The organism is Proteus sp. G2626, from assembly GCF_009915985.1.
Lineage (GTDB): Bacteria > Pseudomonadota > Gammaproteobacteria > Enterobacterales > Enterobacteriaceae > Proteus > Proteus vulgaris.
Genome location: NZ_JAABNH010000025.1, coordinates 20,807 through 36,176, shown reverse-complemented (window position 1 = coordinate 36,176; position 15,370 = coordinate 20,807). Strand labels below are relative to the sequence as shown.

The 15,370-nt window shown below is 38.3% G+C and carries 12 protein-coding genes; 6 read left to right on the top strand and 6 right to left on the bottom strand.

Going from position 1 to position 15,370, the window contains the following annotated elements; all coding sequences use genetic code 11:
* Positions 1 to 19 precede the first annotated feature (19 nt).
* Positions 20 to 1,519 carry an inorganic phosphate transporter PitA gene (pitA, locus tag GWJ05_RS09995; protein WP_036933601.1) on the bottom strand — a complete coding sequence of 500 codons (1,500 nt, stop codon included), beginning with the start codon at positions 1,517 to 1,519 and terminating at the stop codon, positions 20 to 22.
* 309 nt (positions 1,520 to 1,828) lie between these two features.
* On the opposite strand from pitA, the gene GWJ05_RS09990 reads away from it, so the two are divergent.
* Positions 1,829 to 3,043 carry an NAD(P)/FAD-dependent oxidoreductase gene (locus GWJ05_RS09990; protein WP_036933598.1) on the top strand — a complete coding sequence of 405 codons (1,215 nt, stop codon included), beginning with the start codon at positions 1,829 to 1,831 and terminating at the stop codon, positions 3,041 to 3,043.
* 604 nt (positions 3,044 to 3,647) lie between these two features.
* On the top strand, positions 3,648 to 4,349 hold the full coding sequence (locus GWJ05_RS09985; protein ID WP_036933595.1) for a pirin family protein: 702 nt from the start codon (positions 3,648 to 3,650) through the stop codon (positions 4,347 to 4,349).
* A gap of 167 nt (positions 4,350 to 4,516) precedes the next feature.
* Here the strand turns inward: GWJ05_RS09985 and pckA are convergent, their stop codons facing one another.
* From pckA to umoB, 4 genes are all read right to left on the bottom strand, one after another.
* On the bottom strand, positions 4,517 to 6,136 hold the full coding sequence (gene pckA / locus GWJ05_RS09980; RefSeq protein WP_103005178.1) for a phosphoenolpyruvate carboxykinase (ATP): 1,620 nt from the start codon (positions 6,134 to 6,136) through the stop codon (positions 4,517 to 4,519).
* 204 nt (positions 6,137 to 6,340) lie between these two features.
* Positions 6,341 to 7,225: an Hsp33 family molecular chaperone HslO gene (gene hslO / locus GWJ05_RS09975; RefSeq protein WP_036933593.1), complete on the bottom strand. Its 885-nt coding sequence runs from the start codon at positions 7,223 to 7,225 to the stop codon at positions 6,341 to 6,343.
* A 26-nt stretch (positions 7,226 to 7,251) separates the two neighbouring features.
* Positions 7,252 to 7,665 (bottom strand): ribosome-associated heat shock protein Hsp15, encoded by a 414-nt coding sequence (gene hslR / locus GWJ05_RS09970; RefSeq protein ID WP_036933591.1) that lies wholly within the window; start codon positions 7,663 to 7,665, stop codon positions 7,252 to 7,254.
* A 71-nt stretch (positions 7,666 to 7,736) separates the two neighbouring features.
* Entirely contained in the window at positions 7,737 to 9,845 is a 2,109-nt protein-coding gene (gene umoB, locus GWJ05_RS09965) for a flagellar biogenesis regulator UmoB (protein ID WP_036933589.1), read from the bottom strand.
* A gap of 353 nt (positions 9,846 to 10,198) precedes the next feature.
* Here umoB and nudE point away from each other — a divergent pair, with 353 nt between their 5' ends.
* Entirely contained in the window at positions 10,199 to 10,747 is a 549-nt protein-coding gene (gene nudE, locus GWJ05_RS09960) for an ADP compounds hydrolase NudE (protein ID WP_036933588.1), read from the top strand.
* Positions 10,748 to 10,795: 48 nt separating this feature from the next.
* Here the strand turns inward: nudE and mrcA are convergent, their stop codons facing one another.
* On the bottom strand, positions 10,796 to 13,330 hold the full coding sequence (gene mrcA, locus GWJ05_RS09955) for a peptidoglycan glycosyltransferase/peptidoglycan DD-transpeptidase MrcA (protein WP_036933586.1): 2,535 nt from the start codon (positions 13,328 to 13,330) through the stop codon (positions 10,796 to 10,798).
* A 115-nt stretch (positions 13,331 to 13,445) separates the two neighbouring features.
* Between mrcA and GWJ05_RS09950 the strand changes: the two genes are divergently transcribed.
* From GWJ05_RS09950 to GWJ05_RS09940, 3 genes are read left to right on the top strand one after another with little or no spacing between them, the layout of a single operon-like run.
* Positions 13,446 to 14,270, top strand: a complete 825-nt coding sequence (locus tag GWJ05_RS09950; protein WP_036933583.1) for a hypothetical protein — start codon at positions 13,446 to 13,448, stop codon at positions 14,268 to 14,270.
* Complete coding sequence (locus tag GWJ05_RS09945) at positions 14,258 to 14,830, top strand: fimbrial assembly protein (protein ID WP_087803747.1); 573 nt, start codon at positions 14,258 to 14,260, stop codon at positions 14,828 to 14,830. Before GWJ05_RS09950 ends, GWJ05_RS09945 begins: the two co-directional genes overlap by 13 nt.
* A complete protein-coding gene (locus GWJ05_RS09940) occupies positions 14,827 to 15,357 on the top strand; it encodes a hypothetical protein (protein ID WP_036933582.1) in 531 nt (176 codons plus the stop codon). Before GWJ05_RS09945 ends, GWJ05_RS09940 begins: the two co-directional genes overlap by 4 nt.
* The last annotated feature ends 13 nt before the right edge of the window (positions 15,358 to 15,370 follow it).

Sequence of the window (15,370 nt, the reverse complement as noted above, 5' to 3'; positions counted from 1 at the left end):
TTTGGGTCGTTTATTGTTATCAACCATTCACAATGAATGTCAGCGATATCCAATAAAGTAAACCTGATAAACCAATGCTAATTGGTAATGTTAAGATCCAAGCCAGTGCGATATTCTTCACCGTCTTCGTTTGAACCCCTCCACCATCAACAATCATTGTACCTGCAACCGCAGATGACAGAACTTGTGTTGTTGATACAGGCATACCCGTATAACTTGCAACACCAATGGATACTGCCGCTGTTACCTGAGCAGAAACCCCTTGAGCATAAGTCATACCTTTTTTACCAATTTTCTCACCAATCGTTACTGCAACGCGTTTCCAACCTACCATTGTCCCAATAGAGAGCGCTAATGCCACGGCAATAATGATCCAAATCGGCGCATATTCCACAGTGTTTAGCAGGTCACGACTCAATGTTTTTAAGAACCGTGCATCTTGGGTACTAGTTTCAGGTAGTTTAGCCACTTCTGTTGCGGTATCAGCGATACACATTAGTAATCGGCGCATTTGAGCACGCTGGTCTGCTGTTAGTTCATCATAAGAACTAATATTTGCCAGCATTTGTTCTGTTTGATTCAGAACAATTGGCGTTCTCGCACTGTTACAATGGAAATCCGTATCACTAAGATCAGTTTGGGCTGATACTGCGGGTGTATTTTCGATAGCATGCTGTAATGCTGGCTGATGCTTCTCATAATACTGTTGTAAATGAACAACCGCATCATGTGTTTTGGTGATATCGTATCCGCTCGCACTCATATTGACGACAAAGCCCGCAGGCGCCACGCCAATTAAGACCAACATGATAAGACCGATACCTTTCTGCCCATCATTTGCACCATGAGAGAAACTCACCCCAACTGCAGATAAAATCAATGCAGTACGGGTCCAAAATGGTGGCTTACGCTTACCATCTTGTTTCTCACGTTCAGCAGGTGTCAGGTGAATACGACGACGTTTTTTCGTACCACTCCAGTAACGGCGTAGTAAGAAAATCATCGCACCTGCAATAACCAAGCCGATAATTGGAGAAAGAATGAGTGATAGGAAGATACTGATCATTTTTGGTATGTTTAACGCGTCAACGATAGACGAATCTGTCACGATAGCATTTGTTAAACCAATACCAATGATAGCACCTATCAGCGTATGTGAACTTGATGCTGGAATACCGAAATACCATGTACCTAAGTTCCAGATAATGGCAGCTAACAGCAACGAAAAGACCATGGCAAGGCCATGAGCTGAGCTCACATTCAGCAGAAGATCTGTCGGTAACAAGTGAACAATAGCATAAGCTACGCTCAATCCACCGAGCAAAACTCCAAGGAAGTTAAAAACACCCGCCATCACAACCGCAAATTGCGCTCGCATAGCACGAGTATAAATAACCGTTGCTACCGCATTTGCGGTATCATGGAAGCCGTTAATAGCTTCATAAAATAGCACAAATAGTAGTGCTAAAACCAACATTAAACCTGTATGAAATTCTAGGTCAGTAAACAAATGTAGCATAGACGTTAAGCCAGTTAGTTGGACATGAACGCGGCGCATTATCAGCGACAAATGCGAACGGTGGAAGCGAAATTTAACCTTTTTTTGATTTGATAACCAAGAAAATCAGAGCCTTTTTAAGATAATTCCTTATATATCATTCAATTAATAAAAATAAAAAAAAAGTAAATTTCTGACAAATTTTTTCCTTGCTAATACGAATTTAGGTGAAAAATACAGATTTCTCCATATAATTTTACAAAAACACTCTGATCTTACGCGAAAATCATTGATTAAGTAGTCAGAGAAAACCAAGAACGAGATATCATTGTGGGATCATACGATACAGTAATTATAGGTGCAGGTGCCGCGGGGCTTTTTTGTGCGTCTTTAGCAGGACAAGCAGGATTATCTGTTTTAGTGCTAGATAACGGTAAAAAAGCGGGTCGGAAAATTCTTATGTCAGGAGGTGGTCGTTGCAATTTTACCAATATGTATATCGAGCCTTCAGCCTACTTATCAGAGAATCCTCATTTTTGTAAGTCAGCACTTGCTCGCTTTACTCAATGGGATTTTATTGAACTAGTGCAAAAACACAACATTGCCTACCATGAAAAAACATTAGGACAACTCTTTTGTGATGACTCAGCACAGCAGATTGTGGATTTGTTACTGACAGAGTGTCAAAAAGGAAAAGTAAGTATTCGCTTACGTAGCGAAGTAACACAAATCGAGAAAACAGACGAAGGCTTCACTATTTTTGTTGATGGAAAAGCAATGACTGCCTCATCAGTTGTCATTGCCAGTGGTGGGCTTTCTATGCCTGGTTTAGGGGCAACCCCTTTTGGTTATAAAATTGCAGAGCAGTTTGGTCTGCCCGTTTTACCGACTCGTGCAGGATTAGTGCCTTTTACACTGCATAAACCTCAACTTGAACAATTTAGCCAACTCTCAGGAGTGGCGGTTCCAGCAACTGTAACTGCAAAAAATGGAGTGAGTTTCAAAGAAAATATTCTCTTTACTCACCGAGGTCTTTCTGGCCCTGCTATTTTACAAATATCAAGTTATTGGCAACCTGGAGAGTATGTGAGTATTAACTTACTTCCAGATAATGATCTGGAACACTTTTTACAGGAAAAACGACAAGAACATCCTAAACAATCATTAAAAAATACGCTTTCTCGCCTATTACCAAAGCGATTGATCGAAATAATGATAGAAAATAAACAACTCCCAGATATCTCTCTAACTCAACTCAGTAACGAGCGCATTACTCAAATTGCAACTTTGCTACAAGAATGGCCAGTTCAACCTAATGGCACGGAAGGATACCGCACAGCAGAAGTCACACTAGGTGGCATAGATACTCGCGCCCTTTCCTCTAAAACAATGGGATCCACAAAAGTAAAAGGGCTCTATTTTATTGGTGAAGTGGTCGATGTAACGGGTTGGTTAGGTGGATATAACTTCCAATGGGCATGGAGTTCAGCGTATGCCTGTGCGCAAAGTCTTATTTCAACATCAAAATCAACGTTTGCTGAGTAATAATGAATAAATTTGCAAATATTAAAGTTATAAATATTAGTTTTATAATTCTATAAAATTATAAGTTATACATAACAAAAACCCAGTTATCATCAATATGTGATGCCTGGGTTTTGCTTTATCTTTTAATAGTGGCTCAAAATAGCTTATATCCCCTCTTTTATACTGGTTTTATCACTCATTTGTTCTTCTTTTTCTATGAATAACCTTATAAAAATTACTGTTAACTAATTGGTTATATTGCTTTTTTAAAAAATTATTAAAATAAAACGACTCGTTAATCAGTGAGTTAAAATCTTTTCAGCTTTTTTTTCTATTTTGCTTAAAAAAAAGACTTTACAAATGATACTGAGAACTATTATCATCAATAACACTTTCAGATGCACCACCTTCAGGGTGATATGAAAGAACGACATTGCTCACATTGCTTCCAGTGTTTTATTTTAGCCAGCCGGGTGCTGGCTTTTTTCTTTTCTAGAACTTATTCGATATTTTTATTTTCTCTTATTCAAATTATTTGGATCCTCAGGTTAAATTCCTCCGCTTTTCTACTTTGTGCTATTGCGTAAACTGTGTTCAACAACTTCAGAGAAGGAAACACATTATGATTTATCTACGCAAAGCAAATGAAAGAGGACACGCTAATCATGGTTGGCTAGATAGCTGGCATACCTTCTCTTTCGCAAATTATTACGATCGTGATTTTATGGGGTTTTCTGCATTACGCGTTATTAATGAAGATCGCGTCATGCCGGGTGAAGGTTTTGGTACTCACCCTCATAAAGACATGGAAATTTTAACCTATGTGCTTGAAGGTAATATTGAGCATAAAGACAGTATGGGTAATAAAGAAAATGTACCTGCAGGTGAATTCCAGATAATGAGTGCCGGTACGGGGATCACTCACTCGGAATATAACCCTAATAGTGATAAGGGACTACATTTCTACCAAATTTGGATTATACCTAATACGCTCGGTATCACACCACGTTACGATCAACGCCGTTTTGATACCACAGAGAACAAACAACTTATTTTGTCGCCAGATGCGCGTGACGGCTCTTTAAAAGTCTTTCAAGATATGACGTTATGGCGCTGGAATCTGAAACAAGGTGAAGAAGCACAATATCACCCCCAAACAGGGCGTAACGTTTGGCTACAAGTTGTAAAAGGTAAAATAACGATTAATGACATTATTGCGACCACCAGTGATGGTGTGGCAATTGCTAATGAAGATATGATCCGTTTCGTTGGTGACGAAGACAGTGAAATTTTACTGTTTGATTTACCTCCTGTAACAGCATAGTTGGGCTATCACCCTCTAAAGTCAATTTTTCTCTAATAAACTATTTCACTTTATTTTTCTCTTCCCTGAAATTCTCTCGCATTTCAGGGATTTTTTTTATTTAAGATAAAAAAACACCAAAATCATATCCTATGAATTTGGTGTTTCGAGATCCATACTGAGAGAAATTAACGTTTAGGCCCAACTTTAGTCAATGCTTGACCTGCTGGCGTATCCGTATATTTATCAAAGTTTTTCACGAAGCGATCTGCAAGATCGTCTGCTTTAGTATCCCATTGAGCTTTATCCGTATAAGTATCACGAGGATCCAAGATTTCACTGTTAACACCCGGCAATACAGTTGGGATCTCTAAATTAAACACAGGTAATGTTTTCATCGGTGCTTTATCAATATCACCATTTAAGATGGCATCAATAATAGCGCGTGTATCTTTAATTGATATACGCTTACCCGTACCATTCCACCCCGTATTAACCAAATAAGCTTTTGCACCTGATGCTTGCATACGTTTTACCAATACTTCAGCGTATTGTGTTGGATGCAGAGATAAGAACGCAGCACCAAAACAGGCTGAGAATGTTGGTGTTGGCTCTGTCACTCCACGTTCCGTTCCTGCAAGTTTAGCCGTAAATCCTGATAAGAAATGATATTGTGTTTGTTCTGGCGTTAAACGAGAAACCGGAGGTAACACACCAAAAGCATCTGCCGTTAAGAAAATAACTTTTTTGGCATGACCCGCTTTAGAAATAGGTTTAACGATATTATCAATATGATAAATCGGGTAAGAAACACGCGTATTTTCTGTTTTTGAGCCATCATCGAAATCAACAGAACCATCGGATAATACAACCACGTTTTCTAATAGTGCATCACGTTTAATTGCACCATAAATATCAGGTTCAGCTTCTTTTGATAAATGAATTGTTTTCGCGTAACAACCACCTTCAAAGTTAAAGACGCCGTCATCATCCCAACCATGCTCATCATCACCAATTAGCTTACGCTTAGGATCCGTTGAAAGCGTTGTTTTACCTGTACCTGATAAACCAAAGAAAATAGCCACATCACCACTTTCGCCAACGTTTGCTGAGCAGTGCATAGAAGCTATACCTTTAAGAGGAAGGAAGTAGTTCATCATAGAGAACATACCTTTCTTCATCTCGCCACCGTACCAAGTACCACCGATTAACTGAATGCGTTCAGTTAAATTGAAAGCAACAAAGTTCTCAGAATTGAGTCCTTGTGCCTTCCAATTAGGATTGGTACATTTGGCCCCGTTCATCACAATGAAGTCTGGTGTAAAATTTTCCAACTCTTCTTGTTCGGGACGAATAAACATATTTTTAACAAAATGTGCCTGCCAGGCAACTTCCGTGATAAAACGGACTTTCAAACGTGTATCTGCATTCGCACCACAAAATGCATCAACGACAAACAAACGTTTGCCTGATAGCTGATTGGTTACTAATGATTTTAAATCAGACCATACTTCTTGTGAGAGGGGCTTGTTATCATTTTTACCTTTTCCCTGATCAGCCCACCACACGGTATCACGAGTAACATCATCACGAACAATGTATTTATCTTTCGGAGAACGTCCAGTAAATATACCTGTATCAACGGCAATAGCGCCTAACGAGGTTAATGTGCCTCGCTCATAACCTGTTAATCCAGGCTTAGTTTCTTCATTAAATAACAGCTCATAGCTTGGGTTATAAATGATTTCACTCGTGTCCTTAATGCCGTACTGCTGGAGATCCTTAGGGGTAAGACCTTTAACGCTCATAGTTTCGCTCCTGATAAATAGACCTTTCTACGAGCAATATTAGGGTGTTACGAGTAATTAACAGCGATTGTTATCAATATTTTGAAAATTTATAATTTTTTTATTTTAAGAACGAGAGCTAATGCACAAAACTACAGAAAAATTGTTGAATAAAAAAGGACGCAAAATAGCGTCCTTTTAATAAAATCACCTTGCTAAATCGAATCAGTGTAATTCAGAATCATTTAACTTATTGATATTATTAATATCACTCTCAGTAAAGATGTAATGAGTTCCGCAATACTCACATTCCATATCAATATTTCCTTGTTCTTGTAACAGGTGATTCACATCTTCTTTAGACAATGTTACTAATGTATTTTCACAACGTTCACGAGAACAAGTACAATGAAATTCAACAGCTTGAGGTTCATAAAGAGTGACATCTTCTTCGTGATATAAACGATGTAAGATCTCTTTAGTATCTAGTGTAAATAACTCTTCAGCTTTAATAGTGTGAGTTAATTGTGTAAGTAATTCAAAATGTTCTGCTGTATGCTCAGCAGTGAACTCTTCTGATGCAGGTAGTACTTGTAATAGCATACCAGCCGCAGCAGGCTTGCCCTCTTGTATACCACTACGGATAAATACACGAGTTGGTAACTGTTCTGATTGCTTAAAATAGTTATCAATACAAGCTTCAATATTTTCACCATCAAGAGCAACAATGCCTTGATAACGCTCACCTTTCTCCGGAGTTACTGTGATGACCATAAAACCATTACCAATCATCTCTTTTAATGTACTGCCCGCCTTAACATCATCACTCACACGCGCAACACCACGCATTTGTTGATTATTGTTGCCATTGATAACCGCCAATCGTACCGGGCCATCGCCTTGTATTTGAACAGTAATATCTCCTTCAAATTTAAGCGTTGCTGTTAACAAGCTCGTTGCCACCAGCAAATCCCCTAGAAGACATTGAACAGGCTCAGGATAATGATGATTTTCAAGCATAGATTGATAGGTTTCAGTCACATTGACCAATTCACCACGTACCGCGTTTTTTTCAAATAAAAAACGTGATAAAGAGTCTTTTTTAGACATAATTTTCTCTCATTTCAGGGAATCGTTTAATCCGATTCTTGTAAATTTGTCTGTTTGAAGCGAAGTAAGGTACGTCTTTCCTTTTTATCAGGGCGACGCTCAGGATGAGGCATAGTTAACGCATTCATTTTTCTCGCTAGCGCCATTTTTTCTCTTTTAGTGATACTCTCTGGAGTTTCACAATAGAGTGCCTGCGCTTGTGTAGCACCTTGTCGTTGCGCACTCACCATTAGAATGGTTACTGTCCGTTCATCATTACCTTGTCTTAGGCGTACTTCAGCGCCTTCTTCAACGATTTTACTTGGTTTGCCTCTCACACCATTGTAGTGAACTTTTCCACCTTCAATCATTGTGCGAGCAATAGCACGCGTTTTATAGAAACGTGCAGCCCAAAGCCATTTATCTAAACGGACACCACTTTCTTGTGATGATTGACTCATCCCTTTCTCCTTAACTTCAACTTCTTTATGAAGGCGATAGTGTAAACACATAGCCTTCCACAACAAGGGACTTACTGAGGAGGGCGATAAAAACAGTGCTCATAATAGAGACTGATCTTATTCATGCGTTGGTTATTTTGTCGCCGACGCCGGATGATAAGAAATAGGTTCAATACTAAAAACCCGATAGCAAGAAACAATAATAACGTATTACCGATGTAATATAACATTGTCATTGGATCAGGCAGGCTATGTAAAAATATCTGTAACGTGCCATTTGCATCAACAACCATGCCAGTTATTACACCACCTGTATCAAAAGGTGTGTGCAATAAAATATCGGATAAACGCTGTAATTCTCGCCACTGTTCTAACGGAGTAGGTTCAAACACTGAGTTTGAACTTGAAGCGTAATCAACAAGCTGTTTTCTTTCATCACTGATTAATAGCACACCACCAGGTGGTGGACTATTTAACAGTATTGCGGCTTTATCTATTTCTCGGTAGATAAAAGAAGATGTGGTGGTATCGATAAGCTTTTCCAAGGCCTCAGCACTTACTGCTCGTAATAAAACATTGGTACCAGTTAATTTACCACTCTCAGCGCGTTGAACTAATGCCGTCCAATCATTGACGTTACTTAAGTTCACTAATGCCATTTTCAAACGGATACATTCATTTTCTCTCGGACATAAATCTTCTGTTTTCAACACAATACCGTCGAAGTTATCTAATAGATTCATTCCTGATTTAGTAATTGCTTGACCTAAACTTGGGTTAACTCGATTATTAGAAACGGGATGAAGTTGCTCTTCAACCATATGTAATAGCGCTGCCGCTTTTTCAATTGTACTCGACTCAGGCATCGGCATTGGATTGCTGTTGTTCCAATAAATGCCAGAACAATCAAAAGGTGCAAAAATGGTTTTATTATTCTTACTTGATAGATTAGGTGGCATATAACACATCCCAACCCCTTTCGCTTGAATAATATCCCCAACATGCAAATCGGTTGTTTCCAACTCAGTAAAATTAGTCACTAAATGCGGTTCTGTATCTTTTAGCCATGAAAAGCTAAGTTTCATTGACAGAGAAAGTGGCTGATAAAGATACAACATACCTATAATAAACAAGCTCCAGAAAACGAAAACAATATTTTTAATATACCGTTTATAAGGATAATTTTTTTCTTCATCATGCAATGAAAGATAATTTCCTTGCTTTATAACATGATGACTAGGATACATTTCTAAATAGGTCACCTTATCAATATCACTTTGAATATAAGGCTCCCAATGAGGTGGATAAATAAGATCTATCCCCCCTAAAGAAACATTTTTTACCTGTCCATGATCAAAGTTGCCAAAAAGTCCCCAACGTTTCAAACGTCCTTTAAAACAGTGAACTTCTTGCTTACGTGGCTTAATCAAAGGATTGTGAATAAGGAAAAGACCAATGGCAAGAAATGCACTTCCTATCGCTAAGATCCAAGGAAGAAAAACTTGGGGCATCATTAAGGCCGTTAACCATAATGTAAGCCCAATACAAACAAAAGAACCATCCCAAAAACCAGATGAGTTATGTAATCGATATTCTTCGTTAGTCTCTTCTCTAATTTGCAGGAGGTGAGCAGCATCACCCTCATTTTTTTGGATTGTTGATGAACCATTTGCCAAGATAGGTTCAGAAAGCTGTTTTAAACTGAGTGCGGAAAAATGAATTTTTTCATCTTTTAAGAAATGCCCATTAACACCAACGACGATGGGGATAGATGGCGTACACACAACATCAAGGACATTTTCTTGTTGAAGATAAGGAACAAGTAGCGGGGGGATATGAATTTCTACAGCATCAATATAGTAACGCCAATGATTTAGTCCTTCCGAAGACCCTGCAAAACGGTTAACGATATTTCTTAATGTCGTCACAATTTCGCCTTTAATTGGCATTTCGGGGAAATTTTGTAATGAATATCCAGAAGAAAAATCTGACGTACCAAAATAAGATAAATAATCACTAATAAGCCCATAATCATCAGCAGTGAGCTTACGATAAGTCGGTTTAGCAAGAGATGGGAGATGATGTGAGTCATCAAGCCGCCTTCTTTTAAAGAATAGAAAGGCGGCCATTATAAATAGGCTTATCATAACGATAGCCAATATAATGACTGATAATCTCATTTTTTCCCCATACTTATACTGATGCTGCGTAGTAACAATAACAAATTTAAAACCCTGCCTAACATAAGGCAATTCCTATTCTTTTGTTCTATTTTTTATTTAAATACAATAGATTATCTTTTTGTCACGGCGTTATAATTTATATCTCTTATCAATTTTATATCCGCTAACAAAACTATCTTCGGGTAAAATAGCGAATCAATAAATAATAATATTCTCAAAAAATCAATAGATAACTAGGTTTAATAGCGGAGTGTACTCAATTTTCCCTTAAAAGCTAAATCTAATTGTTAGATTTATTTTGTCATTAATGTGTTAAATTCAGGTTAATCTCTATTCTGCCAGGGGCTGTTATGAAAGAACTTAAAAAACCCAATATATTAAACATTGATAACATCGCCCGTTCTCAATTATTTCAGATCCAATCCGTTAATCTGGAGTTTAGTAACGGGGAAAAACGTATTTATGAGCGCATGAAGCCAGCTAACCGTGAAGCCGTTATGATTGTTCCGATTATTGATGACAACCTTATCCTTATTCGAGAATACGCTGTCGGTATCGAAAATTATGACTTTGGCTTTCCTAAAGGTGCCATTGATCCTGGCGAAAATGCCCTACAAGCCGCAAACCGCGAACTCAAAGAAGAAATTGGTTATGGTGCCCACTCTTTAACAGAAATAGCAAAACTTTCTATGGCACCCTCTTATTTTTCCAGCAAAATGAATATCGTCATTGCACATGATCTTTATCCTGAACAACTGGAAGGCGATGAACCAGAACCTCTTATCCAAGTACGTTGGCCTATCGCAAAAATGATGGATTTACTGGATCATCCTGATTTTACCGAAGCACGTAGTGTCAGTGCTCTCTTCCTCGCACATCGCTATTTACAAAATAAATAGGTAATAAAAAACCGGACGTTAACATCCGGTTTTTTATTTTTTGATTAATTAGAATAACTCGTTAGATTCACCATTATCCTCAAAAATCCGTGTTCCCACTTCACTTTTTGCACTTTCCGTTGGTTGTGTACCTTCAATAAAATACTCTTTCATTGATGCACCTTCACCTGCGAGTTTGCCCGTTCTTCTATCTATTTGAACAGCAACAACACCTTTTGGTACCGGCATCATATTTACAGGCACACCATCGAGTGCAACTTTCATAAAGTCATTCCAAATAGGTTGCGCTGTTTTAGCACCCGCTTCACCACCACTAGCCGCCGTACGTCCTAGGTTTCGGCTACTGTCATCAAAACCAATCCAAGCTGTAGCAACAATATTCGCACCATAACCCGAGAACCACGCATCTTTAGAACTGTTGGTTGTCCCAGTTTTACCACCAATATCTTGGCGTTTTAAGTCACGAAGAGCTCGCCAACCTGTACCAGACCATCCAGGTTCACCGACAAGGTTTGTCCTTAACGCATCATGCATTAAGTAAGCCAGTGGTGTGCTGATGACGTGTGGTGCATAAGGGCTTTCTTTAACAGTTTCAGCTAACGGAGCTTGTTCTAATTCAATGTCAGGTGCTGCATCAGCAGGCTGTGAGGTATTAGACTGAGCAACATTTTCCATATAGTCATCTGATAAAGCAATAGAACGCATGGTATCACCATAAATAACTGGAATATCAGTACAGTCTGGACACGCTACTTTTGGCTCCGCAGTAAACAGCACTTCACCTTCTGCATTTTCAATACGTTGAATATAGTAAGGTTCAATTAAATATCCTCCATTCGCCATAACAGCAAAACCGCGCACCATTTGCATAGGTGTAAATGATGGCGAGCCTAATGCTAAGGATTCTGTTCTATCTATATTTTGATTAGGAAAACCAAAACGTAAGAGATAGTCTGCGGCATAATCCACGCCCATTGCACGCATTGCACGAACCATTACTACGTTTTTAGACTGACCTAATCCCTGACGTAAACGAATAGGACCTGCGTAAGTTGGTGGTGAGTTTTTAGGTCGCCAATCAGTGCCTGCTCCCGCATCCCAACGACTAATCGGTAAGTCATTAAGTAACGTAGATAAGGTTAAACCTTTATCTAAAGCAGCCGCATACAAGAAAGGTTTAATATTCGAACCTACTTGGCGTAATGATTGAGAAACACGATTAAATTTACTAATTTCAAAATCAAAGCCCCCTACAAGGGCAATAATTCCACCATTTAACGGATTTAATGCAACAAATGCCGCATTAACGCCCGGAATTTGTGCTAATACCCAATTATTATCATTATTTTGGCGAACCCAAATTTGCTCACCAGCATTAACAACCGCATCAACTTTTGTTGGTGTCGCACCTTGAGCTGTATCTGAAATAAACTTACGAGCCCAACGAACGGCTTTTAAATCAAGAGTTATGTTATCGCCATTCTTTAAAACGACTTTCGCTTCTTTGGCATCCACAGACAACACAACCGCTGGAATTAATGGTCCATACGTTTGGATTTGTTTTAATTTTTTACTAATTGCGTCGTTATCCCACGGCGTTTGGCCTGCACGCCAAAGGACTTCTTGAGCACCGCGATAACCATGACGCATATCATAATCAATCACATTGTCGCGTAAGGCTTTTTCAGCGGCTAATTGGTCTTTACGAATAACGGTAGTGTAAATTTTATAGCCATCAGTATAAGCATTTTCACCATAGCGCTCATACATCTCCATTCTCACCATTTCAGTAAGGTATGGAGCTGAGAAATCAATCTGAGGTGCATGATATTTCGCAACAATAGGTTCCGCTCGCGCACTTTCATACTGCGCACGAGTAATGTAATTCTCTTCATACATACGCAGTAAAACAACATTACGACGTTTTAAAGCACGATCATAAGAATAGAGTGGATTGAGTGTAGAAGGGGCTTTAGGTAAACCAGCAATGACGGCCATTTCATTAAGGCTAAGGTCATGCACACTTTTACCAAAGTAAACATAAGCCGCGGCCCCCACACCATAAGCACGGTTACCCAGATAAATTTTATTTAAATACAGTGTTAAAATTTCATCCTTAGTTAACTCTTTTTCAATGCGAATAGCCAAGAAGGCTTCTTTGATTTTTCGCATCAATTTCTTCTCAGGTGTTAAAAAGAAATTTCGTGCTAATTGTTGCGTAATGGTACTTGCACCTTGAGAAGCTTGTCCTGAAGTTAATGCCACCACTACCGCACGCGAGATCCCAATAGGATCAATACCGTGATGCTCACGAAAACGGGTATCTTCTGTTGCAATAAAAGCATTAATTAATTGAGGAGGCATCTCCTCCAACGTTAACGGTAAACGACGTTTTTCGCCGTATTGTGCCATTAACTCTCCGTCTGCACTAAAAACCTGCATAGGGGTTTGTAAACGAACATCTTTTAATGTCGCCACATCAGGTAACTGAGGCTCAACATACTTATACATACCGTATATCGAAGCAGCTCCCAAAATTATGCAAGCCAAAACGAAGATGAAAAAATATTTTAAGAACTTCACCTTAAATTTCCCATGTAGTGTGAATTGGGCAGTTTATAAACAAACAGTGCGTAGTATAAAGGTAACGCCCCTTTGAAAATAGGCAATTACTCATCAATAGATATGGATATCATTTATGGAAACACACAATTACCAGATTGGAATTGAAATTAATACTCATCATATCAATGCTGTTTTGGTCTTTCAGCAGAATAAACAATGGAAGATCAGTGCATTTTGGCAATTCCCTTTACCTCTCAATGACGATTTAGATGATACAAAATTAAGAAATATCTTAATAAACTGGCGCAAGGATCTCCCTTTTATTAACAATATTACCCTTTCGTTACCCGATATTTATGAAAACTATCAGACTATCCCGCTACCACACCCCGTTTCCCTTACATCTGCGGCATGTTATCGACTAGCACAGTTACGAGCCACATCTTACACACAAAATACCAAAATCCCTGTTAATTTTGACTATCGGCAAAATAACGGCAAACTCGCTATTCATTTATGTCATAAGGTCGCATTAGATAAGTATATTGCCTTATTCTCCCAAATAAAGTTAACACTCTCTGCGATTGATCTTCCTGCGTGTGCGCTACGTTATTTAGCCTCTTACCTTAATATCTCACCAAAAAGTAAGCTTATTTACTGCAAAAATAACTCTCTCTTTTGGGTTTCATCTGATGATGAAATGCCCCATTACGGCACGTGCTCTTATCAGAATCAACAGGAGCAAAAAAAACTTATCTATCAACTCATAGAAAAATATCATTGGTCTAAAGAGCAATGTTATTTTGCTGGTGATAATGCGATATATTTTAACCATTTAATGCCTCTTTGGCCTGATTTTTCCCATTGTTTATTTCAATTCACCGCAAAAGAAAGCTCACTTTCTCTTATTGCGCTTGGTTTAGCATTACGCCCTTGGGAGACATCATGTATCAAGTAAATTATCTACCGTGGCGCCACAATTTATTTAGAAAAAAAACAGTAATATGGACTTATCAAACGTTAGTGTTTATCACTATCACGCTGATAGCTTGCGGTTATTACACTTATCATTTAGTCCAAAAAAGAGATAGCACCACAGCACTACATATTCGAACCCAGCAACAAGAAAGGAGCTTGCTAGAGCAACTCAACATTTATCAACAACAGAAAAAACAAACCTATTTATGTTATCAACGCTATTCGCTCTATTATCAAAATTGGTTACGTTATTTACATTACATACGTTTTTTTCAAGCTATTGAAACATATCTCCCACCGGCTGTATGGGTAAGCCATTATTCTGATATGGATAATCGTCACTCTTTGGCACTTATTTTACCCAATACACACACGCTCTCTTTTATAGCCCATTTTAAACATCACCCCATTCTTGCCCCCCTATCACTGGATTATTTACAACAAAGTAAAATCTCCCCGTCCTATACCGAAGTTCATCTAACAGGAAAATGGGAAATTGATGAGCGATGGAATAAAAAAGAGGTTGAGGAAATACCATGAAGATAAATGTGAAATGGTTACAATTTGTGGTTTCTCTTGCGATGTGGCAAATAACATTACTAAGCTTAACGATACCTTTTATTATCTTTCTACTTTACTACTTCTTTATTTATACAGACTATCAGCAAGAAATAACCCAACAACACATGGAAATAAAACAAAGTCTCTCTCGTATTCATCATTATCAAAGGACGTTAGAGACAATTCCCTCCCTCGGATCACTTATAGCACAACAAGCGGATTATAATATTCCATTGAATATCCCCTCAGCTTCTGAGCAACTACAACACATACTTATGACTTATCATTTCATCCCTGAAACTTGGGAGAATTCATCTAATTCATTATATAAACTCACGTTTACTTTGCCTTATGCCCGCTTCTTAACTTTACTAGAATTCCTTAATCAAACCGGATTATTGCTTGTTTCTCTCAATATTATGCCAACAGAGACTAAGTTACTTTCAGTTCAAATTACACTGACGACACTAAAGGAACTCTCTTTAGAACAAGAGGACATATCATGAAAATAGTTTTTTT

Coding starts and splice junctions, on each gene's coding strand:
- pitA (WP_036933601.1), bottom strand. CDS start 1,519: ATGCTACATTTGTTTACTGACCTAGAATTTCATACAGGTTTAATGTTG.
- GWJ05_RS09985 (WP_036933595.1), top strand. CDS start 3,648: ATGATTTATCTACGCAAAGCAAATGAAAGAGGACACGCTAATCATGGT.
- pckA (WP_103005178.1), bottom strand. CDS start 6,136: ATGAGCGTTAAAGGTCTTACCCCTAAGGATCTCCAGCAGTACGGCATT.
- hslO (WP_036933593.1), bottom strand. CDS start 7,225: ATGTCTAAAAAAGACTCTTTATCACGTTTTTTATTTGAAAAAAACGCG.
- hslR (WP_036933591.1), bottom strand. CDS start 7,665: ATGAGTCAATCATCACAAGAAAGTGGTGTCCGTTTAGATAAATGGCTT.
- umoB (WP_036933589.1), bottom strand. CDS start 9,845: ATGAGATTATCAGTCATTATATTGGCTATCGTTATGATAAGCCTATTT.
- nudE (WP_036933588.1), top strand. CDS start 10,199: ATGAAAGAACTTAAAAAACCCAATATATTAAACATTGATAACATCGCC.
- GWJ05_RS09950 (WP_036933583.1), top strand. CDS start 13,446: ATGGAAACACACAATTACCAGATTGGAATTGAAATTAATACTCATCAT.
- GWJ05_RS09945 (WP_087803747.1), top strand. CDS start 14,258: ATGTATCAAGTAAATTATCTACCGTGGCGCCACAATTTATTTAGAAAA.
- GWJ05_RS09940 (WP_036933582.1), top strand. CDS start 14,827: ATGAAGATAAATGTGAAATGGTTACAATTTGTGGTTTCTCTTGCGATG.